Origin of the sequence: Amycolatopsis sp. lyj-23 (genome assembly GCF_046549135.1) — a bacterium.
Lineage (GTDB): Bacteria > Actinomycetota > Actinomycetes > Mycobacteriales > Pseudonocardiaceae > Amycolatopsis.
Window position 1 is genome coordinate 102,165 of sequence record NZ_JAJPWN010000005.1, and the last position, 22,423, is coordinate 124,587.

The 22,423-nt window shown below is 71.3% G+C and carries 27 protein-coding genes; 16 read left to right on the forward strand and 11 right to left on the reverse strand.

What is annotated here, in order from left to right:
- Positions 1-12: 12 nt before the first annotated feature.
- From hisD to ACLJPY_RS13105, 5 genes are read left to right on the forward strand one after another with little or no spacing between them, the layout of a single operon-like run.
- The gene (gene hisD / locus ACLJPY_RS13085; protein ID WP_410588460.1) at positions 13-1,338 is read left to right on the forward strand and encodes a histidinol dehydrogenase; all 1,326 of its coding nucleotides are present in this window, start codon (positions 13-15) and stop codon (positions 1,336-1,338) included.
- A complete protein-coding gene (locus tag ACLJPY_RS13090) occupies positions 1,335-2,435 on the forward strand; it encodes a histidinol-phosphate transaminase (protein WP_410588462.1) in 1,101 nt (366 codons plus the stop codon). The genes hisD and ACLJPY_RS13090 overlap by 4 nt, the downstream gene beginning before the upstream one ends.
- The gene (gene hisB / locus ACLJPY_RS13095; protein ID WP_410588463.1) at positions 2,432-3,031 is read left to right on the forward strand and encodes an imidazoleglycerol-phosphate dehydratase HisB; all 600 of its coding nucleotides are present in this window, start codon (positions 2,432-2,434) and stop codon (positions 3,029-3,031) included. The genes ACLJPY_RS13090 and hisB overlap by 4 nt, the downstream gene beginning before the upstream one ends.
- Complete coding sequence (locus ACLJPY_RS13100; RefSeq protein WP_410568863.1) at positions 3,028-3,186, forward strand: hypothetical protein; 159 nt, start codon at positions 3,028-3,030, stop codon at positions 3,184-3,186. Before hisB ends, ACLJPY_RS13100 begins: the two co-directional genes overlap by 4 nt.
- A 53-nt stretch (positions 3,187-3,239) precedes the next feature.
- Positions 3,240-4,262: a hypothetical protein gene (locus tag ACLJPY_RS13105; RefSeq protein WP_410588464.1), complete on the forward strand. Its 1,023-nt coding sequence runs from the start codon at positions 3,240-3,242 to the stop codon at positions 4,260-4,262.
- On the opposite strand, the gene ACLJPY_RS13110 is transcribed toward ACLJPY_RS13105, so the two are convergent.
- From ACLJPY_RS13110 to ACLJPY_RS13120, 3 genes are all read right to left on the reverse strand, one after another.
- Positions 4,162-5,586 (reverse strand): caspase domain-containing protein, encoded by a 1,425-nt coding sequence (locus tag ACLJPY_RS13110; RefSeq protein ID WP_410588466.1) that lies wholly within the window; start codon positions 5,584-5,586, stop codon positions 4,162-4,164. The two genes, ACLJPY_RS13105 and ACLJPY_RS13110, sit on opposite strands and share 101 nt — an antisense overlap.
- The gene (locus tag ACLJPY_RS13115; protein WP_410588468.1) at positions 5,587-5,937 is read right to left on the reverse strand and encodes an effector-associated constant component EACC1; all 351 of its coding nucleotides are present in this window, start codon (positions 5,935-5,937) and stop codon (positions 5,587-5,589) included.
- Between the two features lie 93 nt (positions 5,938-6,030).
- The gene (locus ACLJPY_RS13120) at positions 6,031-8,214 is read right to left on the reverse strand and encodes an MMPL family transporter (RefSeq protein WP_410588470.1); all 2,184 of its coding nucleotides are present in this window, start codon (positions 8,212-8,214) and stop codon (positions 6,031-6,033) included.
- 205 nt (positions 8,215-8,419) lie between these two features.
- Between ACLJPY_RS13120 and ACLJPY_RS13125 the strand changes: the two genes are divergently transcribed.
- The gene (locus tag ACLJPY_RS13125; RefSeq protein ID WP_410588471.1) at positions 8,420-9,013 is read left to right on the forward strand and encodes a TetR/AcrR family transcriptional regulator; all 594 of its coding nucleotides are present in this window, start codon (positions 8,420-8,422) and stop codon (positions 9,011-9,013) included.
- 192 nt (positions 9,014-9,205) lie between these two features.
- On the opposite strand, the gene ACLJPY_RS13130 is transcribed toward ACLJPY_RS13125, so the two are convergent.
- On the reverse strand, positions 9,206-9,739 hold the full coding sequence (locus ACLJPY_RS13130) for an RNA 2'-phosphotransferase (RefSeq protein WP_410588473.1): 534 nt from the start codon (positions 9,737-9,739) through the stop codon (positions 9,206-9,208).
- Between the two features lie 33 nt (positions 9,740-9,772).
- Positions 9,773-10,234 (reverse strand): redox-sensitive transcriptional activator SoxR, encoded by a 462-nt coding sequence (soxR, locus tag ACLJPY_RS13135; RefSeq protein ID WP_410588474.1) that lies wholly within the window; start codon positions 10,232-10,234, stop codon positions 9,773-9,775.
- Positions 10,235-10,286: 52 nt separating this feature from the next.
- Here soxR and ACLJPY_RS13140 point away from each other — a divergent pair, with 52 nt between their 5' ends.
- Genes ACLJPY_RS13140 through ACLJPY_RS13150 form a run of 3 tightly spaced genes read left to right on the forward strand, consistent with a single transcriptional unit; the run spans position 10,287 to position 12,429 of the window.
- Positions 10,287-10,979, forward strand: coding sequence for a thiamine pyrophosphate-dependent enzyme (locus tag ACLJPY_RS13140; protein WP_410588476.1), 693 nt, complete (start codon positions 10,287-10,289; stop codon positions 10,977-10,979).
- Positions 10,980-10,981: 2 nt separating this feature from the next.
- Entirely contained in the window at positions 10,982-11,875 is an 894-nt protein-coding gene (locus ACLJPY_RS13145; RefSeq protein ID WP_410588477.1) for a transketolase family protein, read from the forward strand.
- Positions 11,876-11,898: 23 nt separating this feature from the next.
- Positions 11,899-12,429 (forward strand): NUDIX hydrolase, encoded by a 531-nt coding sequence (locus tag ACLJPY_RS13150; RefSeq protein ID WP_410588478.1) that lies wholly within the window; start codon positions 11,899-11,901, stop codon positions 12,427-12,429.
- Here the strand turns inward: ACLJPY_RS13150 and ACLJPY_RS13155 are convergent.
- The 3 genes from ACLJPY_RS13155 to ACLJPY_RS13165 are packed head-to-tail and all read right to left on the reverse strand — an operon-like array spanning position 12,415 to position 14,440.
- Positions 12,415-13,005, reverse strand: a complete 591-nt coding sequence (locus ACLJPY_RS13155) for an NIPSNAP family protein (protein ID WP_410588479.1) — start codon at positions 13,003-13,005, stop codon at positions 12,415-12,417. The two genes, ACLJPY_RS13150 and ACLJPY_RS13155, sit on opposite strands and share 15 nt — an antisense overlap.
- 37 nt (positions 13,006-13,042) lie before the next feature.
- Positions 13,043-14,215, reverse strand: a complete 1,173-nt coding sequence (locus ACLJPY_RS13160; protein WP_410588480.1) for an acyl-CoA dehydrogenase family protein — start codon at positions 14,213-14,215, stop codon at positions 13,043-13,045.
- A gap of 48 nt (positions 14,216-14,263) precedes the next feature.
- Positions 14,264-14,440: a hypothetical protein gene (locus ACLJPY_RS13165; protein WP_410588482.1), complete on the reverse strand. Its 177-nt coding sequence runs from the start codon at positions 14,438-14,440 to the stop codon at positions 14,264-14,266.
- Positions 14,441-14,610: 170 nt separating this feature from the next.
- Between ACLJPY_RS13165 and ACLJPY_RS13170 the strand changes: the two genes are divergently transcribed.
- From ACLJPY_RS13170 to ACLJPY_RS13195, 6 genes are all read left to right on the forward strand, one after another.
- Complete coding sequence (locus ACLJPY_RS13170; RefSeq protein WP_410588483.1) at positions 14,611-15,474, forward strand: hypothetical protein; 864 nt, start codon at positions 14,611-14,613, stop codon at positions 15,472-15,474.
- A gap of 32 nt (positions 15,475-15,506) precedes the next feature.
- A complete protein-coding gene (gene hisH, locus ACLJPY_RS13175) occupies positions 15,507-16,124 on the forward strand; it encodes an imidazole glycerol phosphate synthase subunit HisH (protein ID WP_410589188.1) in 618 nt (205 codons plus the stop codon).
- Between the two features lie 36 nt (positions 16,125-16,160).
- Positions 16,161-16,898, forward strand: a complete 738-nt coding sequence (priA, locus tag ACLJPY_RS13180) for a bifunctional 1-(5-phosphoribosyl)-5-((5-phosphoribosylamino)methylideneamino)imidazole-4-carboxamide isomerase/phosphoribosylanthranilate isomerase PriA (RefSeq protein ID WP_308670266.1) — start codon at positions 16,161-16,163, stop codon at positions 16,896-16,898.
- 515 nt (positions 16,899-17,413) lie between these two features.
- Positions 17,414-17,881, forward strand: a complete 468-nt coding sequence (locus ACLJPY_RS13185; protein WP_410588485.1) for a MarR family winged helix-turn-helix transcriptional regulator — start codon at positions 17,414-17,416, stop codon at positions 17,879-17,881.
- A gap of 28 nt (positions 17,882-17,909) precedes the next feature.
- Positions 17,910-18,491 carry a TetR/AcrR family transcriptional regulator gene (locus ACLJPY_RS13190; protein WP_410588486.1) on the forward strand — a complete coding sequence of 194 codons (582 nt, stop codon included), beginning with the start codon at positions 17,910-17,912 and terminating at the stop codon, positions 18,489-18,491.
- Between the two features lie 437 nt (positions 18,492-18,928).
- The gene (locus ACLJPY_RS13195; RefSeq protein WP_410588488.1) at positions 18,929-19,405 is read left to right on the forward strand and encodes a GNAT family N-acetyltransferase; all 477 of its coding nucleotides are present in this window, start codon (positions 18,929-18,931) and stop codon (positions 19,403-19,405) included.
- Here the strand turns inward: ACLJPY_RS13195 and ACLJPY_RS13200 are convergent.
- Positions 19,389-19,775: a PPOX class F420-dependent oxidoreductase gene (locus ACLJPY_RS13200; RefSeq protein WP_410588490.1), complete on the reverse strand. Its 387-nt coding sequence runs from the start codon at positions 19,773-19,775 to the stop codon at positions 19,389-19,391. The genes ACLJPY_RS13195 and ACLJPY_RS13200 overlap by 17 nt on opposite strands.
- A gap of 164 nt (positions 19,776-19,939) precedes the next feature.
- Between ACLJPY_RS13200 and ACLJPY_RS13205 the strand changes: the two genes are divergently transcribed.
- Complete coding sequence (locus ACLJPY_RS13205; RefSeq protein ID WP_410588491.1) at positions 19,940-20,875, forward strand: hypothetical protein; 936 nt, start codon at positions 19,940-19,942, stop codon at positions 20,873-20,875.
- On the opposite strand, the gene ACLJPY_RS13210 is transcribed toward ACLJPY_RS13205, so the two are convergent.
- Both ACLJPY_RS13210 and ACLJPY_RS13215 read right to left on the reverse strand, forming a co-directional pair.
- Positions 20,865-21,842 carry a hypothetical protein gene (locus ACLJPY_RS13210; protein WP_410588493.1) on the reverse strand — a complete coding sequence of 326 codons (978 nt, stop codon included), beginning with the start codon at positions 21,840-21,842 and terminating at the stop codon, positions 20,865-20,867. The genes ACLJPY_RS13205 and ACLJPY_RS13210 overlap by 11 nt on opposite strands.
- Entirely contained in the window at positions 21,839-22,339 is a 501-nt protein-coding gene (locus ACLJPY_RS13215; protein ID WP_410588494.1) for a SigE family RNA polymerase sigma factor, read from the reverse strand. The genes ACLJPY_RS13210 and ACLJPY_RS13215 overlap by 4 nt, the downstream gene beginning before the upstream one ends.
- Positions 22,340-22,423: the final 84 nt, after the last annotated feature.

Sequence of the window (22,423 nt, forward strand, 5' to 3'; positions counted from 1 at the left end):
ACCCTGGTGGGCATGCTGAACCGCACCGACCTGCGCGGGCAGGTCCCGACCGCCGCCGAACTGCGCGCCACGCTGCCCCGCGCCGAATACGACGTGGACGCGGCGCTGCACCACGTGCGCCCGGTGGTCGAGGCGGTCCGCGACCGCGGTGTCGACGCCGTCCTCGAGTACACCGAAAAGTTCGACAAGGTGCGGCCCGCGTCCGTGCGGGTGCCGCGGGCCGCGTTGACGCAGGCACTGGCGCAGCTGGACCCGGCCGTGCGCGCCGCGCTCGAGGAGTCGATCACCCGCGCCCGGAAGGTGCACGCCGAGCAGCGCCGCACCGACGTCACGACGACCGTCGTCGAGGGCGGCACGGTCACCGAGAAGTGGGTGCCGGTCGAGCGGGTCGGGCTGTACGCCCCGGGCGGGCTGGCCGTGTACCCCTCCACCGTGGTGATGAACGTCGTCCCGGCGCAGATCGCCGGCGTCGGCTCGCTGGTCGTCTGCTCGCCGCCGCAGGCCGCGTTCGACGGCCTGCCGCACCCGACCATCCTCGCCGCGGCCGAGCTGCTCGGCGTCGACGAGGTGTGGGCGGCCGGCGGCGCGCAGGCCGTCGCGCTGCTGGCGTACGGCGGCACGGACACCGACGGCGCCGAGCTCGCCCCGGTCGACATCGTCACCGGGCCGGGCAACATCTACCTGACCGCGGCCAAGCGGCTGCTGCGCGGCCTGATCGGCATCGACGCCGAGGCCGGGCCGACCGAGATCGCCATCCTCGCCGACGAGACGGCCGACCCGGTGCACGTCGCCGCCGACCTGATCAGCCAGGCCGAGCACGACCCGCTCGCCGCGAGCGTCCTGGTGACGACGTCGATCGAGCTGGCCGACGCGGTCGACAAGGAGCTGGTGAACCGCGTCGCTGCGACGAAGCACAGCTCGCGGGTCGCCGAAGCCCTGGGCGGCAAGCAGTCCGGCGTCATCTTGGTGTCCACAGTGGACGACGGGCTGCGGGTCGTCGACGCCTACGCCGCCGAGCACCTGGAGATCCAGACGGCGGACGCGCGTTCGGTCGCGGCCCGGGTCCGCAACGCGGGCGCGATCTTCGTCGGCGCGTACGCCCCGGTTTCGCTGGGCGACTACTGCGCCGGGTCCAACCACGTCCTGCCCACCGGCGGGTTCGCCCGCCACTCCTCGGGCCTGTCCGTGCAGAGCTTCCTCAAGGGCATCCACGTCGTGGACTACACCGAGGACGCGCTGCGCGAGGTCGCCGGCCGCGTCGTCGCGCTGGCCGACGCCGAGGACCTGCCCGCGCACGGCGAGGCCGTCACCGCGCGGTTCGGAGGAGCGGTCCGATGACGATCGGCGAAGAGGTCACGCTGGACCAGCTGCCGCTGCGGGAGGACCTGCGCGGCAAGTCGCCCTACGGCGCACCGCAGCTGGACGTCCCGATCCGGCTCAACACGAACGAAAACCCGTACCCGCCGCCGCCTGCGCTGGTCGCGGACGTGGCCGAGGCGGTCCGGCTCGAGGCGGCCGAGCTGCACCGCTACCCGGACCGCGACGCGGTGGCGCTGCGGCAGGACCTGGCGGACTACCTGAGCGTGTCGACGCGGGTGGTGCTGTCGGAGGCGAACGTCTGGGCGGCGAACGGGTCCAACGAGGTGCTGCAGCAGATCCTGCAGGCGTTCGGCGGCCCCGGGCGCAGCGCGCTCGGCTTCGAGCCGTCGTACTCGATGCACCCGATCATCGCCTCGGGCACCCGCACCGAGTGGGTGCCGACGCCGCGCCGCGAAGACTTCACGCTGGACACGGCCGCGGCGGCCGCGGTCATTGCGGAACGGCGGCCGGACATCGTGTTCGTGACCAGCCCGAACAACCCGACGGGTGGCTCGATCCCGTTGCCGGAGCTGCGCGCGCTGCTCGACGCGGCCACCGGGATCGTGGTCGTCGACGAGGCGTACGCGGAGTTCTCGTCGCAGCCGAGCGCGGTCTCGCTGCTGGCGGACTACCCGTCGTCGTTGATCGTGTCGCGCACGATGAGCAAGGCGTTCGCGTTCGCGGGCGGCCGGCTCGGCTACCTGGCGGCGGCGCCGGCGGTGGTCGACGCGCTGCAGCTGGTGCGGCTGCCGTACCACCTGTCCCGGCTGACGCAGGCGGCCGCCCGGGCGGCGCTGCGGCACGCGGACGCCACTTTGGGCAGCGTGCACAAGCTGGCGGCCGAGCGCGATCGGGTCGTGGAAGCGTTGGCGGGCCTGGGTTACGACCCGGTGCCCAGCGACGCCAACTTCGTCCTCTTCGGACGGTTTTCCTCGCCTGCGGACGCATGGCAGTCCTATTTGGACCGCGGGGTGCTGATCCGCGACCCTGGCATCCCCGGTCACCTGCGCGTGAGCATCGGCACCCCGGAAGAGAACGACGCCTTCCTCGAGGCGAGTAAGGAAGTCTCGCGATGACCCGCATCGGCAAGGTCGAACGGACCACCAAGGAGTCCTCGATCTCCGTGCAGCTGGACCTCGACGGGACGGGCGAGGTCGAGATCTCGACCGGCGTCCCGTTCTACGACCACATGCTGACGGCGTTCGGCGTCCACGGTTCGCTGGACCTCAAGGTCGACGCCACGGGCGACGTCCACATCGACGCCCACCACACGGTCGAGGACACGGCGATCGTCCTGGGCCAGGCGATCCGCCAGGCCCTGGGCGACAAGAGCGGCATCCGCCGCTTCGGCGACGCCTGGATCCCGATGGACGAGACACTGGCCCACGCGGCGATCGACGTGTCGGGCCGCCCGTACTGCGTCCACGTGGGCGAGCCGGAGCAGTTCAACACCTTCACGATCGGCGGCAACTACCCGTTCGTGCTGACGCGCCACGTGTTCGACTCGCTGGCGTTCCACGCGCAGATCGCGTTGCACGTGAGGGTGATCCACGGCCGCGACCCCCACCACATCGCGGAGGCGGAGTACAAGGCGGTGGCAAGGGCCCTGCGCGCGGCCACGGAACCGGACCCGAGGGCGGGCGGCATCCCGTCGACGAAGGGCGTCCTGTGAGCAACGGAGTGGTCGGAGTCCTCCTGCTGGCCCTGGGCGGCTTCCTGCTGGGCGGGGTGTACTCGACCTGGAAGACGGCGAAGTTCATGGCGGTGGTCCTGGGAGTGGCCGCAGCCCTCGCCATCGGCGGCGCGATCTTCTGGTTCTCGAGCTGACGCGAAGCCGCCCGGCGGTATGATGACCGACCGTGGGCAGAGCGGGACTTCTCGTGATCATCCTGGGTGTCGCCGGACTGCTGGCGCACCTGGTCCTCGCCGTTCCGCCGCAGACCACGGGCGTGGTCGCGGGCGGTTCGTGGGTCGCGATCGGCATCGGCACGCTGCTGCTGCTGACGGCGCTCGCCCAGAACGGCTACGGCTACGGGATCTTCGTGCTGGCCGTCGGCATCGCAGCGGTGGTCGCCCAGAGGTTGACGCACTTCGACGAGCGGATCCACGCTCCGCAGCCGCTGTTCGGCATCGTGGTGGCGTGCCTGGTCGGCATCGGCGCGATCGCCGTGTCCTTCGCCAACGATGGGGACGACGCCATCGTCAGGCTGCCGTTGTTCGCGGTGGCGTCGTTGCTGGCCGACATCTTCGTCGACTTCGGTTCCGGCTGGGACAGCTTGATGAACGTGGGCACTGCGTCCTTCGCCGCCGCGTTCGTCGTCGATGCGGCATCTCTCTTCCTCTATGACGGCTTCACCCGCGCGGGTTCGGTGACGACCTACGACGGGAGCCACTTGCTGCTGGCCGCGAGCGCGGGGGTGGGCGTGGCGGCGGTGCTGATCACCATCATGGCGTCGTTCGACCTGCCGTCGTTCGTCGACGCCCTGCTGACGTCGGGGGCGGTCCTCGGCGGGTACCTGATCGTCCCGCTCCTCGGGTTCCTGCTCCTCTATTGGCTCGTCGGCCGCGGGACGTGGGAAGTGGTGCCGGACAGGGTGTTCATCGACGCGGCCGGCAGCAAGTCCGGTTTCTCGGCTTTCGGTGCGCTCGCGGTCGGCCTCGCCGCCGTGGCGGCGCTGGTCACGGCGATCGTCGGGGAACTGGCGGGCTGGCTGGTGACCGCCCTCGAAGTGGGTGCGGCCGGTGCAGCTTTGATCGCCGTCCGCTGGGGGATGCGGGCGCTCACCGAACTGGCCTTCCTCATCAGGTCGGGGGCTCGGCCGGGCGGGATCGCCCGGGTGCTGGAGGAGTTGCGCCGGTCCGACCCGGTGTTCCGTCTGCTGCCTGGCTCAGGAAAACCATGACGTCGGCGACCAGCGCGGGAACGGCGTGCTGATCGCGGAGCATGCCCTGCGCAATCCACTCCGCCTCGTCGCGGTGGCCGAGATCGGCGAGTTCCCGGATCGCTTGGATGCGCACGGGCTCGGGCAGCTCGGCGGCGGCGAGCAGCATCGCCATGGCGATGCCCCAGAGCTGCCTGGCATCGACGTCCGTCACTTCCGCGCCGTCCGGGACCAGTTCGCCGACGTCCCACTCGTCGTTCTTCTCCCACATCCGGCCCTTGGCCAAGTCCTTGCACAACCGCTTGACGGCGGAGACCGCCCGGGCCGTGTCCGGTACCCCAAAGCCCTGCAAGGCCTGCTCGGCGAAGAACGTTTCTCCGGCGACTGCCAGCTCCGAGACGAACCGCAGCCGGGCGAGCACCGGCCAGGTGGGGTGCATCGCGGCCGAGGCGAGTTGGGTGTTCGTGGTGCCGCCGCGGGGGAAGCCGCTCACGAGAGCGTCGGCTTCGGCGATGGTGTGCAGCGGCGACGGGCGTTGGACCGGTGGTGCCGCCGGCCGAGGCGGCGGTGGGGCCACGGCCCGAGCAGGCGCGGCCGGCGCCGGGCGGTAGGCGCGGTTGCGCACCAGGGCGAAGTCGCTCACCGAGTCGCTGTGCGTGATCTTCGGCTCGGGGTGCTCGCGTTTCCGCATCCGGCTGCGGAGTTCCCGGTAGACCGCGGACAACGACAGCAGCGCCCCCTCGTCGGGCAGTCCTTCCCGCAGCACCCTGATGAGCTCTCCGGAGAAGACCGTGTGCCGCTCGCCCTCGACGAACAGGGAGGCCAGGTGCCGGGGCGCGGAAGCGAGGCCGCACGTGCCCGAGGTCTCGATCTGGTCGAGCACCCCGGACGCCTCGTTCGCCATGGCCTTGCCGAAGGCGCGGCCGGAGTAGCAGCAGTCCAGAATGACGATCTTGATCCTGGCGTCGCTCTTGTTCACCGCCCGGCGCAACGTCTCGACGCGCAGCGAGTGGAATTCCTTCTCCGCTTCGATCGTGTCGCTCGTGGCCAGGAGGAGCTCGCTGTTGATGTCCACGAGTCCGTGGCCGGCGTAGTACACGATCAGGGTATCGGTCGCGGTGCGGCACCAGCGCGCGATCTCCAGCCCCGCGTCGTCCTTGTGCCGCGGGTTGACCATCGTGCGGACGTTGCCCGGCAGGAAGCCGCCGAGCTCCGGGTCGGCGAGGACGGCAGCGAGGTCGTCGACGTTGGCTCTTGCCTGGGCGATGTCATCCAGCGCCGGGTCGTCGTACTGGGCGGCGCCGATGAGAATCGCTTTGGAGCCCGCGGGGTCGGCCAGGCGCATTCATTCCTCGCCGAGTTGCTTGGCCAACGCGATCGCGGTGTCGTTCAGGTCCTTCACGGCGGTCCGGTGGATGCGCTCCCCTTTGAGAGAAACGGTTTTGTCGCCTGCCTTCACCGTGATGTCGACCTTCATGCCCCGCGTTCTGAGGTAGGCGACGAGAGCTGTGGTCATCGCGGTGAACCCGCTGGTGATGACCAGCGAGACCGTGTCGAGGGCCGGGCCCATCGTGCCCTTGCCGGCGGACTGGTTGTCCAGACGCGCATTTCCAGGGAAGTCTTGTTCGAGCCAGTCCAGCAGGCCGAGCGCGTCGTCTTCACCCTCGACCGTGATCAATACTGTCGTCCCCGTCACACGTCGTAGTGTAATTCGTGCTCGCTGCGGGAACGACAAAGCCCGGCCGTGACGTGGTTTTGTCACGTCACGACCGGGCCGGGGAATTCGGTGCTAGCGGTTCGCGCCGACCAGTTCGCGTCCGTCGTCGCCAGGGGCGTCGTCCAGCTGCTTCGTCAGCTTCTCGCCCTCCACGTCCACGTCCGGCAGCACGCGGTCCAGCCACTTCGGCAGCCACCACGCGCCGCGGCCGAGGAGGGACATCACCGCCGGTACCAGCGTCATGCGGACCACGAACGCGTCCACCAGCACGCCGAACGCCAGTGCGAAACCGATCGACTGGATCAACGACGACTCCGCCAGCACGAAGCCGGCGAACACGCTGATCATGATCAGCGCCGCCGCGACCACCACGCGGGCGCCGTGGCGGAAGCCCGTCACCACCGCCTCCTGCGGCTGCGCGCCGTGGACGTGCTCCTCGCGCATCCGCGTCACCAGGAACACCTGGTAGTCCATCGCCAAGCCGAACAGCACGCCGATCAGCAGGATCGGCAGCATGCTCATGATCGGGCCGGTCGAGGAAACGCCGAGCACGTCCGTCAGCCAGCCCCACTGGAACACCGCGACCACCGCGCCGAACGTGGCCGCGACCGAGCCGAGGAAGCCGATCGTCGCCTTCAGCGGCACCACCACCGAGCGGAACACCAGCATCAGCAGCACGAACGCCAGCCCGACGATCAGCGCCAGGTACGGGAGCATCGCGTCCGACAGCTTCTCGGAGACGTCGATGTTCGCCGCGGTCTGGCCGGTGACCGCCAGCTTCGCGTCCAGCTTGCCGGACTCCGTGCGGATCGCGGCGACCAGGTCCTCGGTCTGCTGGCTGCTCGGACCACTCTTCGGGATCACCGTCAGCAACGCCGTGTCACCCGCCTGGTTGACCCGCGGCGGAGTGACGGCGGCGACGTCGGGCAGCTTCTGGATGTCGGCCGCAGCTTGGCCGAGGGCGGCCTGGCGGTTGGCGCTCTGCGAGACGTCGACGACGACCAGCAGCGGCCCGTTCGAGCCTTCGCCGAAGCTGCGGCTGGCGATCTCGTACGCCTTGCGCTGCGTCGACTCCGGCGCCGCGGTGCTGTCGTTGGGCAGGCCGAGCTGCATGCTCAGCGCGGGCAGCGCGACGACGGCCATCCCGGCCAGCGCGACGAGCAGCACCGGGATCCGGTGCCGGCCGACGAACCGCGCCCAGCGTTCGCCGTGCGTCGGTTCGACCGGCTTGCGGCGCAGCCGGATCCGGCCGCCGGCGACGCGGGCCCCGGCGAAGCCGAGGATCGCGGGCAGCAGCGTCAGGGCGATCAGCACGGCGATCGCGACGGTGACGGCGGCGGCGACGCCCATCTGGCCGAGGAACGGGATGCCGATCACGGTCAAGCCGGCCAGCGCGATGATGACGGTCAGCCCGGCGAAGACGACGGCGGACCCGGCGGTGCCCGCGGCGCGGCCCGCGGCCTCTTCGGGCTCGCGGCCGATGCTCAGTTCGTGGCGGTAGCGCGACACGATGAACAGCGCGTAGTCGATCCCGACGGCCAGGCCGATCATCAGCGCCAGGACCGGCGTGTTCGAGTTCAGCTCGAGGAACCCGGAGGCGAGGAAGATGCCCGCCATCCCGGTGCCGACGCCGATCAGCGCGGTGAGCAGCGGGATCCCGGCGGCGAGCAGCGAGCCGAACGTGATGACCAGCACGACGGCGGCGACCGCGACGCCCAGGCCTTCGGTGGCGCCGGTCGCGGGTACGCCCTGCACGGCGTCGCCGCCGAACTCGACGGTGAACCCGGCGGCGCGAGCGGCGTTCGCGGTGTCGAGCAGCGCCTGACGATCTTCGTCCGTCAGCTCGTACGCCTTCGCTCCGTAACTGACCTGGGCGAGCGCGACGCGCTGATCGGGGGAGATCGACCGCGCCTGGAACGGGTCGACCACGGCGACGACCTTCGGCGCCGACTTCAGCCGGCCGGCCAGCGCTTCGACGGCGGCCTTGCCCTTGGCGTCGGTCACCGTGGTGCCGTCCGGCGCCTCGATGACCACGCGCGCGGTGGCGCCACCCGCGTTGGCCTGCGGGAACTTCTCGGTGAGCTGGTCGATCGCCCGCTGCGACTCGGTGCCGGGGATCGTCACCGAGTTCGACAGCTGGCTCGACAGCGTCAGCGCGCCGAGGCCCAGCGCCACCAGGACCGCCGCCCAGACGGCCGCGACCAGCGCTCTGCGCCGGAAGGAAAACCGGCCGAGCCGGTACAGGAAGGTCGCCACGAGTCAGCTCCGTTTCGCCCGAACGGGGTCGGTTCACTCCATAGGGTCTACTCCAAGCTAGCCGATCGGCAAGGGGGACTCCAAGCCGATCGGCAAGTATGTGACTTGCCGAACAGCAAGGTTTATTCCTAGCCGGTCGGCTAGTAAGGCGGTTTGCCGATCGACAGGGCGTGACGTAGGCTCCGACGGCTGCTGAGGAGGAAGAATGACCGCCGGCCCGGCCGAGGACACCCGGACCCGACTGCTGCACACCGCGCTGCGCCTGTTCACCGAACACGGGGTCGAGGGCACGTCGCTGCAGATGATCGCCGACGCGCTGGGCATCACCAAGGCGGCCGTGTACTACCACTTCAAGACGAAGGCGGAGATCACCGAGGCGGTCGCCGAACCGGGCGTGCGCGACCTGGACGAGCTCGTCCGCCGCGCGGCGGCCCAGAAGCGCCGGGGCGCGCAGGTGGACCTGCTGCTGGAGGGGTTCGTCGACCTGGTGATCCGCCACCGGGCGCTGGTGGCGCTGTTTTCGAGCGACCCGGGCATCGCCCGCGCGATCGAGAAGTCGGCTCACGGCGGCATGGAGGGCTTCGGCCAGGTGCTGCTCGGGATCCTGTCGGGCCCGGACCCGGACACGACGGCCCGGGTCAACGCCCTGGTGACGTTGACGGGCATCGCGATGGCGGGCGGCTCCCCGGACCTGGCCGGCCTGGGCGACGAAGAGCTGCGCACGGAACTCCTGGACGTGGGCCGCCGCCTCCTGGGCCGCCCCCGCCGCCGAACCCCCACCTCGCTCGCCGCCCTCTGACCCGGCCGACCCTCCAGGTACGCAAGCCGGCCCTCCAGGTACGCAAGCCGGCCCTCCAGGTACGCAAGCCGGCCCTCCAGGTACGCAAGCCGGCCCTCCAGGTACGCAAGCCGACCCTCCAGGTACGCAAGCCGACCCTCCAGGTACGCAAGCCGACCCTTCGGGTACGCGGGCTGACCCCGCCGGCGGCGGTCAGCTGGTGAACGCCAAGTACTCCGGTGGCACCGCCGACGTCAGCCAGACCCCGTTCGCGCTCACCTGGAACGCGTGCCCGGCCTTGGTCATCGCAGCCGCGTCGACCCGGAGGACCACCGGCTTGCCGCGGCGGGCGCCGACGATCCTCGCCGTCTCGATCGTCGCCGAGAGGTGGACCGCGTGGCGGTTCATCGGACGCAGGCCTTCGCGGAAGATCGCGTCGAGGTGGGTCGCCACCGTGCCGTGGAAGAGCACGTCCGGTGGTGTCGCGTCCGGCAGGTCGAGGTCGACCTCCACGCTGTGGCCCTGGCTCGCGCGGATCCGCGTGCCCGTTCCGTCGAACGCGAACCGGCGCTTGTTGTTCTTCTCGACCACTTCCTCGAGCTCCTCGCGGGTGATCGCGAGGGCCCGCAAGAGGGCGTCGACCGCCACCCAGCCGCCGGGGGCGAGCGTCAGGCCGAGGGCGGCGGGGTCGTGGCGCAGGTGCCGGGCCAGCCGCTTCGAGAGGCGGGTCAGCTGCTTTTCGTTCATCGCCGTTCCAGCATCGCGCCGCGCGCAAGCGGTTTAGATGCCGCCCTCGACCGCGGGACGCAGTTTGCTCGCGCCCGGACCGAAGCGCGCCAGCTCGTCGTCGTTGTTGTACAGCGCGCAGCTGCGCAGGGAAAGGCAGCCGCAGCCGACGCAGCCGGTGAGGCGGCTGCGGAGCCGTTGCAGGGCGTCGATCCGCGCGTCGAGCTCCTGCTGCCAGTCGCGGGACAGCCGCGCCCAGTCCGCCTTCGTCGGCGCGTGGTCCACCGGCAGCGTCGACAGCGCCGAGCTGATGTCCTCGAGCGAAAGCCCGACCCGTTGCGCGGCGCGGATGAACGCAATCCGGCGCAGCACCGAGCGCGCGTAGCGGCGCTGGTTGCCCGCCGAACGCTCCGAGCTGATCAGCCCCTTCTCCTCGTAGAACCGCAGTGCCGTGTGCGGCACCCCGCTGCGTTCCGCCACCTGTCCGATGCTGAGATGTTCAGCGAGCCTGGTCACCAGGTCAGGCTATCCTTGACTTCGAGTTTAGTCGAGGTTGCATCGTCGGGCCATGACCACTGTGACCGAATCCGGCTACGCCGGCCTCCCCCGGCTGATCGCGCTGATGACCGGCGACGAAAAGCACAGCGCCGCCGCGGAGTCCACTTTGGACGTCCTGTGGGTGCTCTACGACCGCGTGCTCGACGTCACGCCCGGGAACTTCCGCGAACCCGGCCGCGACCGGTTCCTGCTGTCCAAGGGCCACGGGCCGATGGCCTACTACGCCGTGCTCACCGCGAAAGGTTTCATCGCCGAGGAAGAGCTGGAGTCGTGGTCCGATCCGGTGTCGCGGCTGGGCCACCACCCCGACCGGCGCCGCATCCCCGGCGTCGAAATCTCCAGCGGGTCGCTCGGCCACGGCCTGCCGATCGCGTTCGGCACCGCGCTCGGCCTGCGCGCCCGCGGCCTGACCGGCGCGAAGGTCGTGACGCTCGTCGGCGACGCCGAGTTGGACGAAGGCTCGAACCACGAGGCGATCGTCGTCGCGGCGCGCGAAGGCCTCGAAAACCTGACCACGGTGGTGATCGACAACCAGTCGTCGACGCGCGGCTGGCCGGGCGGCATCGCGCGCCGCTTCGGCGTCGAGGGCTGGGAGACGCGCACGGTGTCCGGCCGCGACCACGACGCGCTGTACGAGGCCTTCACCACCGCCCACCCCGGCCGGCCGCTGGCCGTGGTCGCCGTCGTCGAACCGAAGGGCTGACCATGCTGTCGATGCGCGAAGAATTCCTCGCCACCACCGAACGGATCATCGACGCCGACCCGGACGTCGCGGTGGTGCTGGCCGACATCTCGGCAGCCCAGTTGGCGGGCGCGGCGCGGCGGCACCCCGACCGGGTGATCAACGTCGGCATCCGCGAACAGCTGCTGGTCAGCACGGGCGCCGGCCTGGCGCTGGCGGGGTTGCGCCCGATCGTGCACACGTTCCCGCCGTTCCTGGTGGAGCGCGCGTTCGAGCAGATCAAGCTGGACTTCTCCCACCAGGAGGTGGGCGGCGTCCTGGTGTCGTGGGGAGCGTCGTACGACATGCCGACGGCGGGCCGGACGCACCAGTCGCCGGCCGACGTCGCGCTGATCGACGCCCTGCCGGGCTGGACGATCCACGTACCCGGCCACCCGGAGGAGGCCCGCCGCCTGCTGCTGGAGTCGATCCCCGGAGACGGGCGCGTGTACTTGAGGTTGTCGGCGCAGGAGAACGCTTCCCCGCATCTCGGGGTGGGCTTCACACGGCTGCGGACGGGCTCGTCGGGCGTGGTCGTGGCGGTGGGCCCGGTGCTGGACCGCGTACTGCGCGCAACGGCGGGCCTGGACGTGACGGTGCTGTACGCATCGACGATCCGCCCGTTCGACGGCGCCGGTTTGCGCTCGGCGGTGCGCTCGGCGGCGGCTTCGGTGGTGCTGGTGGAGCCGTACTTGGTAGGCACGTCGGCGTATTGCGTCGCGGAGGCGCTGGCCGATGTGCCGCACCGGCTGCGGTCGTTGGGCGTGCGGCGGGATGCGGAGGTCCGGACCTACGGGGGGATCGGGGACCACGATCTGGCCCACGGGCTGGATGCCGGGTCACTGGGGTTGTCGATCAGGGAGTTTTTGGGGCAGTAGGCGGACAATCGCCGGCCGCGGGGGTGATCGTCGCCGCGGCCGGGCTCGGGCTCGGCGGGGCGCTGTTCGACGATGGTGGCGGGCTCTGGTTAGTGCGCCGCCGCCCTCGGGTCGATAGCGTGGCCGGTATGCCCTCCATCCGGCCCATCGTCCTCGCCGTTCTCCGGCGCGGGGAGGCCATTCTCGTCTTCGATGCCCATGACGACGTCAAAGGGGAGACCTTCCACCGGCCGCTCGGAGGTGGGATCGAGTTCGGTGAGCGCGCCGAAGACGCGCTCAAGCGGGAGTTCCGCGAAGAACTCGATGCCGAGATCGTCGTCAACCGACTGCTCGGGGTGCTCGAGAACGTCTTCGACTGGCGCGGCAACCCCGGGCACGAGATCGCCTTCGTCTACGAAGCCGAGTTCGCCGACCCCGGTCTGTACGGCGAAGACGCCATGAAGATCCTCGACGATCCCGCCACCGCGCGGTGGGTCGAGCTCGCCGAGTTCCGGGACGGGCGCCGGATCCTCTACCCCGAAGGGCTCATCGGGCTCCTTTCAGCGGATCAGTGACCGGGACGTCGGGACGAGCTCGAGCGACGACGGCGCGGGCTCCCGGCTGAACCACACCGAGAACGGGCCGTCCGTGCGCACCGGCAGCCGCGGGAAGTTGTTGGGGGACGGCTCCGTCTCGAACGCCGCGAACGCCTGCTCCGGTGGGGATTCCGGTGGCGCCGAAATCGTCACGTGCACACCCGTGCCCGGTGGTGGCGCCGCCAGGCCGCGGCGGATCGGGCGCAGGAGCAGGACGTTGTCGGAGTCGATCATCGTCGCGTTCGCCGCCGAGCGGTGCTCCTGCCACACCGGGCCGAAGTAGAACTTTTCGAGCGCCTCTTTGCGGGCCTCCATCGAGCGGAATCCGCGCAGCCACACGAACTCGTCCGGCGCCGCCGGTGCGCGGAACAGGCCGAACAGGTGCGCGCCCGCGGCTTCCTGCGGCTCGACGAACTCGCGCTCGAACAGCTCGATCAGCTCGTCGCGCCGGCCGGGGTGCAGGGTGTAGCGCCGCAGCTCCACCACGGTTTCGAAGTCGGAGAAGGTCAGGTCGGAGGAAGTAGAGCCGGAAGAAGTCAAGTCGGAAGAAGTCATGGTGGAGAAGCTAGCGGCCACCACCGACAAAAAACGATCAGCGGAACGCCGCGAGCCCGGTGATCGCCTGACCGAGTGACAGCGCGTGCATCTCCTCGGTGCCTTCGTAGGTCAGCACCGTCTCCAGGTTCGCCATGTGCCGCATCACCGGGTACTCCAGCGAAATCCCGTTCGCGCCGAGCATCGACCGCGCGGTGCGGGCCACCTCCAGCGCCGACCGGACGTTCGCCATCTTGCCGAAGCTGACGTGGTTGTGGTGCAGCGAACCGGCGTCCTTCAGCCGGCCGATCTGCAGCGCCACCAGGCCGGCGCGGTTGACCTCGACGAGCAGGTCGGCCAGCTTGCGCTGGGTCAGCTGGAACCCCGCCAGCGGCTTGCCGAACTGCGACCGCGACAGCGTGTACTCCAACGCGGCTTCGTAGCACGCGCGCGCCGCGCCGACGACGCCGAACAGGATCCCGTAGCGCGCTTCGTTGAGGCAAGACAGCGGCCCGCGCAGCCCGCGGACCTCGGGGAACGCCGCCGAAGACGGCAGCCGGACGCCGTCGAGCACCAGTTCCGCGGTCAGCGACGCCCGCAGCGACAGCTTGTGCTTCACCTCGTTCGCGGTGAACCCCGGCGTCGACGTCGGGACGACGAAGCCGCGGATCCCGTCGTCGGTCTGCGCCCAGACGACCGCGACGTCGGCGACGGTTCCGTTGGTGATCCACATCTTCGTGCCCGACAGCACCCAGTCGGACCCGTCGCGCACCGCGCGCGTGCGCATCGAGCCGGGGTCGCTGCCCGCGTCCGGCTCGGTCAGCCCGAAGCAGCCGAGCGCGTCGCCGGTGGCCATCCGCGGCAGCCACTCCTGCCGCTGCTCCTCGCTGCCCCACCGGTGGATCGCGTACATCGCCAGCGACCCCTGCACCGAGACGAAACTGCGCAACCCCGAGTCGACGGCTTCGAGTTCTCGGCACGCGATGCCGTACGCGACGGCGCTGGTGCCGGCGCAGCCGTAGCCCTCCAGGTGCATGCCGAGCAGGCCGAGCGAGCCGAAGCCCTTCGCCAGCTCCGCGGCGGGAAGAGCACCCGATTCGTACCAGTCGGCGACGTGGCCGAGCAGGTGGTCCTTCGCGTACGCGCGGACGGCGTCGCGGATCGCGCGTTCCTCCTCGGCGAGCCCGGCGTCGAGGTCGAGGAAGTCGTGCGGGTCAGGGCTGCGACTCATGAGGACTCCCGGGGGACGCGTCGATGCGGTCCCCGCAGGAAACCACAGTCAGGCGTCTGTTCTCCGCGTGGCGTTCGTCACGCGCGCAGCAGACGGACCCGGCGTGCACCGCGACCGGGTCTGCTGGCGGGGGATCAGCAGCTCGCCGAACTGCGGGAACGGGACGCTCTCGATGTCGTCGCGCCAGGCGTCCAGCATCTCGGACAGCAGATCGTCCTCGGCCATCTTCGCCTCCCTGGCGTCCGGTCGTGGCGGCCCGACGCACACGATCGGGTGCTTTGATACCCGGCCAGCGGAACGGTCAAACGGGTTTCTTCAAGATTTTTCCGGGCGGGCCGCGCTCTGTGGCAGGATGACATCGCCGCCGCCAAGGCCTCCACTCCCGAGGAGCGCACATGCGCGCACTGCGGACGGCAAGTCTGCTCGCCCTTACCACCGCCACCCTGCTCGCCGCCACCGGCGTCGCCGCCGCGCACGGCACCCGCTGGCAGCAGGTCGGCCACACCACCGCGGAGAACCGGATCAGCGGTGAGGGCCTCACCACCCTCCGGCTGCCGGGACACGCGCCCGAGATCGTCTACCGCAACGGCGCCACCATCCCGCAGCCGCTCAAGGACGAGGGCTGGGGCCACGTCGGCGACCCCGATTCGCTGCGCGGCTACGTCTTCGACGTCTACCAGGACACCCGCACCCCGGTGCCCACGACGAAGATGTACCTGGTCACCCGGCCCGACGGGACGACGACGGAGTTCGTCCACCCGCTGCAGGCCGACGAACCGGCCGCCAACGCGAACGCCCAGGTCGCGGTCACCCCGGACGGGCAGTGGCTGGTCTCGGGGCCGCTCGGCGAGATCGACCGGCTCTACGTCTCCCCGACGCCGTTCCTGAACCCGCGCGGCCCTAAAGCGGCCGGCGACCTCCCCGTCGCCGCCCGCATCCACCTCGACCACCACATCCGCAGCGCCCAGGGCTGCGACTTCGTCGGCGCGACGCGGCTGATCTGCGCGACGAGTGATCCGTACAACGACCTGTACCCGACCAACCTGCAGCTCCTGCAGATCGATCTCGCGCGCCCGCTGACCGGCCGCGACGTCACCGCGCGGGTGCACGAGATCGGCCAGGTCCCGCTGGTCAGCACCTGTACGGGCACCTTCACCCCGGAAGGCGTCGACTACGACGACGGCGTGCTCCGCGTCGAGGTCGTGCCGCCGTCACCCTGCAACACGGTGACGGACGTCTATTCGTTCGAGCGCCGCTGAGCGCGACGGCTACGCTGGGTGGCGTGTCTCGTGTGGTGATCCTCGACTACGGTTCCGGCAACCTCCGCTCCGCCGAACGCGCTGTGGCGCGCGCCGGGGCCGACGTCGAGGTCACCGCCGACCCGCATGCCGCCGTCGAAGCCGACGGCCTGGTCGTGCCGGGCGTCGGCGCGTACTCCGCCTGCATGGCGGGCCTGCTGGACGTGCACGGGCACCGGATCATCGGCAAGCGCCTGGCCGGCGGCCGCCCGGTCCTCGGCATCTGCGTCGGCATGCAGATCCTCTTCGCCCGCGGCGTCGAGCACGGCGAAGAGACCGAGGGCACGGGGGAGTGGCCCGGTGTCGTCGACCGGCTGCACGCCGACGTCCTGCCGCACATGGGCTGGAACACCGTGCGCGCGCCCGCGGACTCGCAGCTGTTCGCCGGGCTCGACCCGGACGAGCGGTTCTACTTCGTGCACTCCTACGCCGCGCGCAAGTGGGAGCTGGAATCGGGCCTCGGTCAGGAGCCCAAGGTGACCTGGGCGAACCACGGCGAGGACTTCGTCGCCGCGGTCGAGAACGGGCCGCTCTGGGCGACGCAGTTCCACCCGGAGAAGTCCGGCGACGCCGGCGCGCAGCTGCTGCGCAACTGGCTGGCCACCCTCTGACCGGGTGATCCGGGTCTCCGCCCTAGAGTTACCGGCGTGACTTTCACGCTGCTTCCCGCCGTTGATGTGGCCGATGGCCAGGCCGTGCGACTCGTCCAGGGCGAGGCCGGCACCGAGACCTCCTACGGCAGCCCGCTCGAGGCCGCGCTCGCCTGGCAGCGGGACGGCGCCGAGTGGATCCACCTGGTCGACCTCGACGCCGCCTTCGGCAAGGGCAGCAACCGGGAGCTGCTCGCCGAGGTCGTCGGCAAGCTGGACGTCCAGGTCGAGCTGTCCGGCGGCATCCGCGACGACGCCTCGCTGAAGGCCGCCCTGGACACCGGGGCCCGCCGGGTCAACCTCGGCACCGCCGCGCTCGAGGACCCGGAGTGGACCGCGCGGGTCATCGGCGAGTACGGCGACCGCGTCGCGATCGGCCTCGACGTGCGGATCACCGAGGCCGGCCACCGCCTTTCGGCCCGCGGCTGGACCTCCGACGGCGGCGACCTCTGGGACGTCCTGGAGCGCCTGGACCGCGACGGCGCGTCCCGCTACGTCGTCACCGACGTCAGCAAGGACGGCACCCTGCGCGGCCCCAACCTCGAGCTGCTGCGTGACGTCGTCGCCCGCACCGACGCACCGGTGATCGCCTCCGGCGGGGTGTCGAGCGTGGCCGACCTCGTCGCGCTGGCGGGCCTGGCCTCCGACGGCGTCGAGGGCTCGATCGTCGGCAAGGCGCTGTATGCCGGCGCGTTCACGCTGCCGGAAGCGCTCGCCGCGGTCGCGAAGGTCTAGCTGCGTGGCTCGGCCATCCGGTCGGCGGTGGCCCGCAGCCCTTCGGGCGTGGCCAGGTCGGCGGCCAGGAAGTCGTGGCCGGGACCGAGTTCCGCCACGAGGTCGGCGAGGCGGGCTTCACCGCTTCGGCTTCGTTTCCGGCGCGAACGCGAACGAGACGCGCTCCATCAGCGGCTTGCGCTGGGTGTTGTGGAACGCCGCGACGAGCCAGCGGTCGCCTTCGCGGACGAGCGTGTACGTCTGGACCTTGGTGCCCTTGAGGAACTTCTAGAACAGGACCTGGTGGCTGCCCCGCGATGTCGTCGCGGCCGCAGTAGCGCGTGCCGACGAAGGTCACGTACGTCGCGTCCTCGGTGAAGTGCGCCCCGTAGGCGTCGGCGTCGCCGCGTCCCCACGCGTCGGCCAGCGAGTCAAGCACGGTGGTGACGTCTGTGGTCTTTATCGTCGTCTCCTATGCTTAGCTTCTCGTGTGCAGTATCTGCACACATGCAGATATTAACCAGGAGGAGGAACCGGTGACAAGCGCCGAGGAGCAGCACGTGGTTTTCCGGCGCTACCTGGACGCGGTGGGGCTGCACGGCCTGGCCGGCGCGGAAGCGGCGAGGCTGCACGCGACCGAGTGGTACGCGCTGAGCCTGCTCGACCTGGAGGGCCCGCTGACCTCGGGCGAGCTGTCCGGCCGGACCGGCCTCACGACGGGCGCGACGACCCGCCTGATCGACCGGCTCGAGCGCGCCGGGTACGTGCGTCGCGCCGCCGACCCGGCGGACCGGCGCAAGGTGGTGGTGGAGCCGGTGCCGGACGCGCTCGCCGGCGTCGAGGCGATCGTGGGCCCGGCGCGCGGCCGGATCGCCGAGGTCCTCGGCCGGTACTCACCGGAGGAGCGGGCCGTGCTGTTCGACTACTTCGCCCGCGCGGCGCCGGCGTACCGGGAGGCGTCGGAGGAGATCCGGAAGGCGACGCGCGAGCGCCCGTCGAAGTAACTCCGGTTGTAGTACTTTGACCGCCATCATGGTGCGACGCAATCCCGAGCGGCGGGCCGCCCTGCTCGACGCCTCGATCGAGGTCTTGGCGAACGAAGGCGCGCGCGGCCTCACGTTCCGCGCGGTCGACCAGCAGGCCGGCGTCCCGGCCGGCACGGCGTCCAACTACTTCGCCACCCGCGACGAGATCCTCCGGCACGCGGGCGAGCGGGTCTACGAGCGGCTCGTCGACGACGGCGTCATCGCGGACGGCCTGGCGGGCCCGCGCGACCGGGCGCGCGTCACCGAGCTGATGCACGCCCTGGTCGAGCGCGTGGCCGCGTTCCCGACGGGGTTCCTCGCGCTGCTGGAACTGCGGCTCGAAGCCACGCGGCGGCCGGAGCTGCGGGACGTGCTGACCCGCCGCATCCGGGCGGACGTCGAGTACCACGAGAAGTCCGGCCTGCCGGGCGACGGCACGACGGTGGTCCTGCTGTGGCTGGCGCTGAACTGGCTGATCCTGGAACGGCTGACGCTGCCGGACCTGTTCACCGACGAGCAGCGCCACGAGCTGGTCGCGGCGCTGGTGGAGCGGCTGCTGGCCGGGCAGCCGGCGTTACCTCCGGGGTAATCGACGCCGTCGCAGGCCGGACTTCTAGTCCGGCAACGAAAAGTTCGCCACGGCCGCCAACGGATCGGCCGCCGACGACGCTCCCCGTGCGGTCCGAAGAGGGTTTCGGTGGGGCGGCGTGGTCATCCACATCGGGTCGGGTTGTCCACAGATTTCCGGAGCGGGCGTTTTTGCAGGCCAGAGCCGGTAGACTGGACTTGGGACGCCCCCCGGAGAGGGTGGGGGCGTGTGTGGTCGGCGGGGGCGGCGGCGGACACTGGCAGCAAAGCTCGCCCGCCTGCCGGAAAACCCTGCGCGACCCACATCCCCGTCACCTGATGCCGGTGGAGGGCTGCGGACCCGACCACGACTCGGCCGCACTCGCAGCAGCCCTCCGCGCAGCAGCTTGACGCCGAAAAGCGGCTGACAGCCGCCGCGGTGAGCCGTAGGTTGCCGCGGTGGAGGAGATCGTCACCCAGCTCGAAATGACCGCCGCCGATCAGCTCAACCCCGCTCCGCTCGTCGACGGCGTCGCCTTGCGGAGCGCCCGGCCCGGGCCGCTGATCCGCGAGCTGCACGTCCGGATCGGGACGCCGTACCGGTGGCCGAGCGCGTCCCGCAGCGACGAAGAATGGGCGCGCTGGCTCGCCGCTCCCCGCCGCGAATACCGGCTGATCGAGTACCGCGGCGAGGTCGCCGGGGCCGCGGACTTCGAGCCGCAGCCCGGAAACGCCGTCGAGATCACCACGTTCGGGCTCGTGCCCGAGTTCGTCGGCAAAGGGCTCGGCGGGTGCGCGCTCACCCTCGTCGTCGCCGACGCGTGGGCGCTGCCCGGTACGCGGCGCGTCTGGCTGCACACCTCGACCCTCGACCACCCGAACGCGCTGCCGAACTACCTGCGCCGCGGCTTCCGCAGCTTCAGCCGGCCAGCTTGACCGCGATGCCGACCGTCCGGTCCGCCGGCCCGCGCAGCTTCGAGAAGAACATCGTGACGCGCCCGACGATGCCGTACTTGCGGGCGATCGCCCGCCGGACCTCCTCGGTCTCCGCGGCGTCGAGCAGCCTGGCCTGGCCGGAGACCTTCGCGCCGTAGGTCTTCCGCCCGCGGACGTCGCAGGCCTGCACCTCGACCCGGCCGCCGTTGCGGATGCGCTTGACCTTGCCTGCCTCGCGCACGGACCACATAACGAGCTCACCACCGCGCCCGGCGACCCAGATCGGGGTCGGCACGGCCCGCCCGTCGCGCCGGAATGTGGTGAGGACGACGTAACGCTCGGCGGCGAGCCGGTCGGTCTCGGAAGTCATGTGCCCACCGTAGCCGCGCGGGGCGCAGCGTCCAGTGTGGACTCACCGGCCGGGAAAACTGCCTAGGCCTTTCGGCCCCCGAACCCCACACGGGCGGCCGAAGCGTTTCAACGCCGGATTCTGCAACGCTTCAGACGCTGGTTTCCCGCACACTGGAGGCGTAGATGGCGGTACAGCAGCTCCCGGTCCACCCCCGAGCAGGGTTCTTCGGCGAAGGGCCCTACCCGCCCCGGCGCGCACGGATCGCCGTCGGAGCGATCCTGGCGGGGTTCGTGCTCACCGCGATCTGGTCGGCGCCCCTCGTCGACTCCGTGATCGGCGACAGCGTCGCCAACAACCTCCTCGGCTACGACGCCAAAGCCACCCCGATCAGCGGCGTCCTCGCCGGGACGCTCTTCGCGTTCGTCTCCGGGCTCGCGGGCTCCTTCACCGCCTGCAACATCGCCGCGTTCGGGGCCGTCGCGCCGCTGGTGGGCGACCAGACCGGCCGGAAACGAAGTGCGCTCAAGCCGCTCGGCTGGATCGCCGCCGGCATGCTCACCGTGTCCATCGTCTACGGCGTGGTCGTCGCGCTCGTCGGGACGCGGATGCCGCAGTTCAGCACCGCGGCCACGACCGGGCTTTCGCCGCGCAGCATCCAGTCCATGGTCGCCTTCGGGGTCGTCGGCCTGGTCTTCCTGCTGCTGGGCCTGATCGCCCTCGGCATCGTCGGCAACCCCTTCGCGGGCTTCACCCGCCGCCACCCCGCCGCGCCGCTCGTGCTGATGGGCGCGCTCATCGGCGGGTTCCTCATCGGACGGCCGTACCCGCTGTTCCGGATCATGTTCCGCAGCGCCGCCGAACAGCACAACGTGCTCTACGGCGCCGCCGCGTTCGCGCTGCAGTCGCTCGGCAACATCGTCGTCATGGCGGTCCTGTTCCTGGTCCTCACCTACGCCACGGGCGGTCGCGTGCAGCGCTGGCTGGCCGCGAAACCGGCGCGGGTCGCGGCCGTCACCGGCGCGGCCCTGCTCGTCGGCGGCACGTTCACGCTGCTCTACTGGGACGTCCGCGTGCTCGGCAGGCTGGGGATCATCTGGTTCCCGATGGTCAACTGGTAGGCCGCCCGAGCCAGCGGTAGTCGGGTGCGGGGTCGAGTTGGACGCCGTTCGCGACGGCGATCAGCTCGGCCTCCGGCCGCGGACCCGACACCTGCAACCAGCGTCCCGACGGCAGCCGGACCGCGACCAGCGCGTCCCGCCCGTTCGCCGGCGCCACGAAGAACCCCGCGCCGCCGCGGACGGTCACCGGTGCCGCGCCGGCCGGCGCGGGGGCCGGTGCGCCGGCGACGGCCCGCACCACCGGCTCCGCCGGCCGCGCCGGGTCCGCCGCGGTCAGCGTGGTGCTCGCGTCGCCGGGACCGGTGCCCTGCACCGCCGTCGAACGCTCGGCCAGCCCCGGCGGCAGCGCGCCGAACCGCAGCTCACCGCGGACGCCGACCGGATCGGCGGTGACGGACTCGGCGATCCGCTGGACGACCGTGCGGGCGTCCGGGATCCCGGAGACCGCCGCGCGCAGCACGTGCCGGTCGTCGGCCAGCCAGGTGAGCTGGGCGGCGTCGCCGTCGCCGGTGACCATGGAGACCCGGCCGCGCACCAGCGCCTGGTCCTTGAGCGACGCGATCCGCAACGCCGTCTGCGACCACTCGGGGTCGGCGGTGGAGTAGGTCTGCAGCGTGATCGAGGCCTCGCCGGCGATCCACCGCCGGACGCCCGGGGTGATTTCGGGGCCGCCTTCGCGGTACTGCTCGGTGAAGCCGTCCGGCAGCCAGTCCGGCCCGTAGGTGAGCACCGGGCGGCCCGCGGCCGGCACCACGTCCGGCCTGGTCAGCAGCTGCGTGCCCGCGAAGACGCCGACGACCAGCAGGACGACGGCCGCGGCGACCAGTGCCAGCCGGCTCGCCGGCTGCCGTCCCCGGCCCGCGCGCGCGAGCGCCTCGCGGACCGCGTGGCCGTCCGGGGCGCGGGCGGCGAGGCGGTCCAGGCTGTCCCGGATCAGCGTCTCGGTCTCGTGCTCGCTGCGGGTCATTCGGGGGCTCCGGTGGTGATGACGGTGGGGTTCAACCCGGCTTCGCGCAGGGTGGCCAGTGCCCGCGAGATCTGGCTGCGCACGGTGGAGGGGCCGCACCGCAGGAACGCGGCGATCTCGCTGTCGGAGTAGTTCTCGTAGTACCGCAGCACGACGGCCGCCCGCTGCTTGCGGGGCAGGGTGGCGAGCAGGCCGAGCATGGCGTCGCGCTCGTCGTAGGCGGCCGACGGGTCGGGTTGCGGCGGGCTCAGCGCGTCGAGGACCTCGTGGCTGCTGGAGACCATCCGCCGCACCGCGCGGCGCCGCCACGACAGGTACTCGTTGGTGACCATCCGCCGCACGTACGTCGGCGGCGCGTCGATGCTGTCCCACCGCTGCTGGGCGCGCAGGAGCACGTCCTGGACGACGTCCTGCGCCAGGTGGGGGTCGTTGGTCAGGACGGTGGCGTAGCGGAGCAGCCCGTCCAGCCGCTCCGCCACGAACTCTTCGAAAGTCACCCGCGTCCTCTCCGTCACCACTGTGGACGCGCGAGGGGGCCGGACCGCTGCACGGCGGACCGGAGTTTTTCCGCGGTCTGCGCC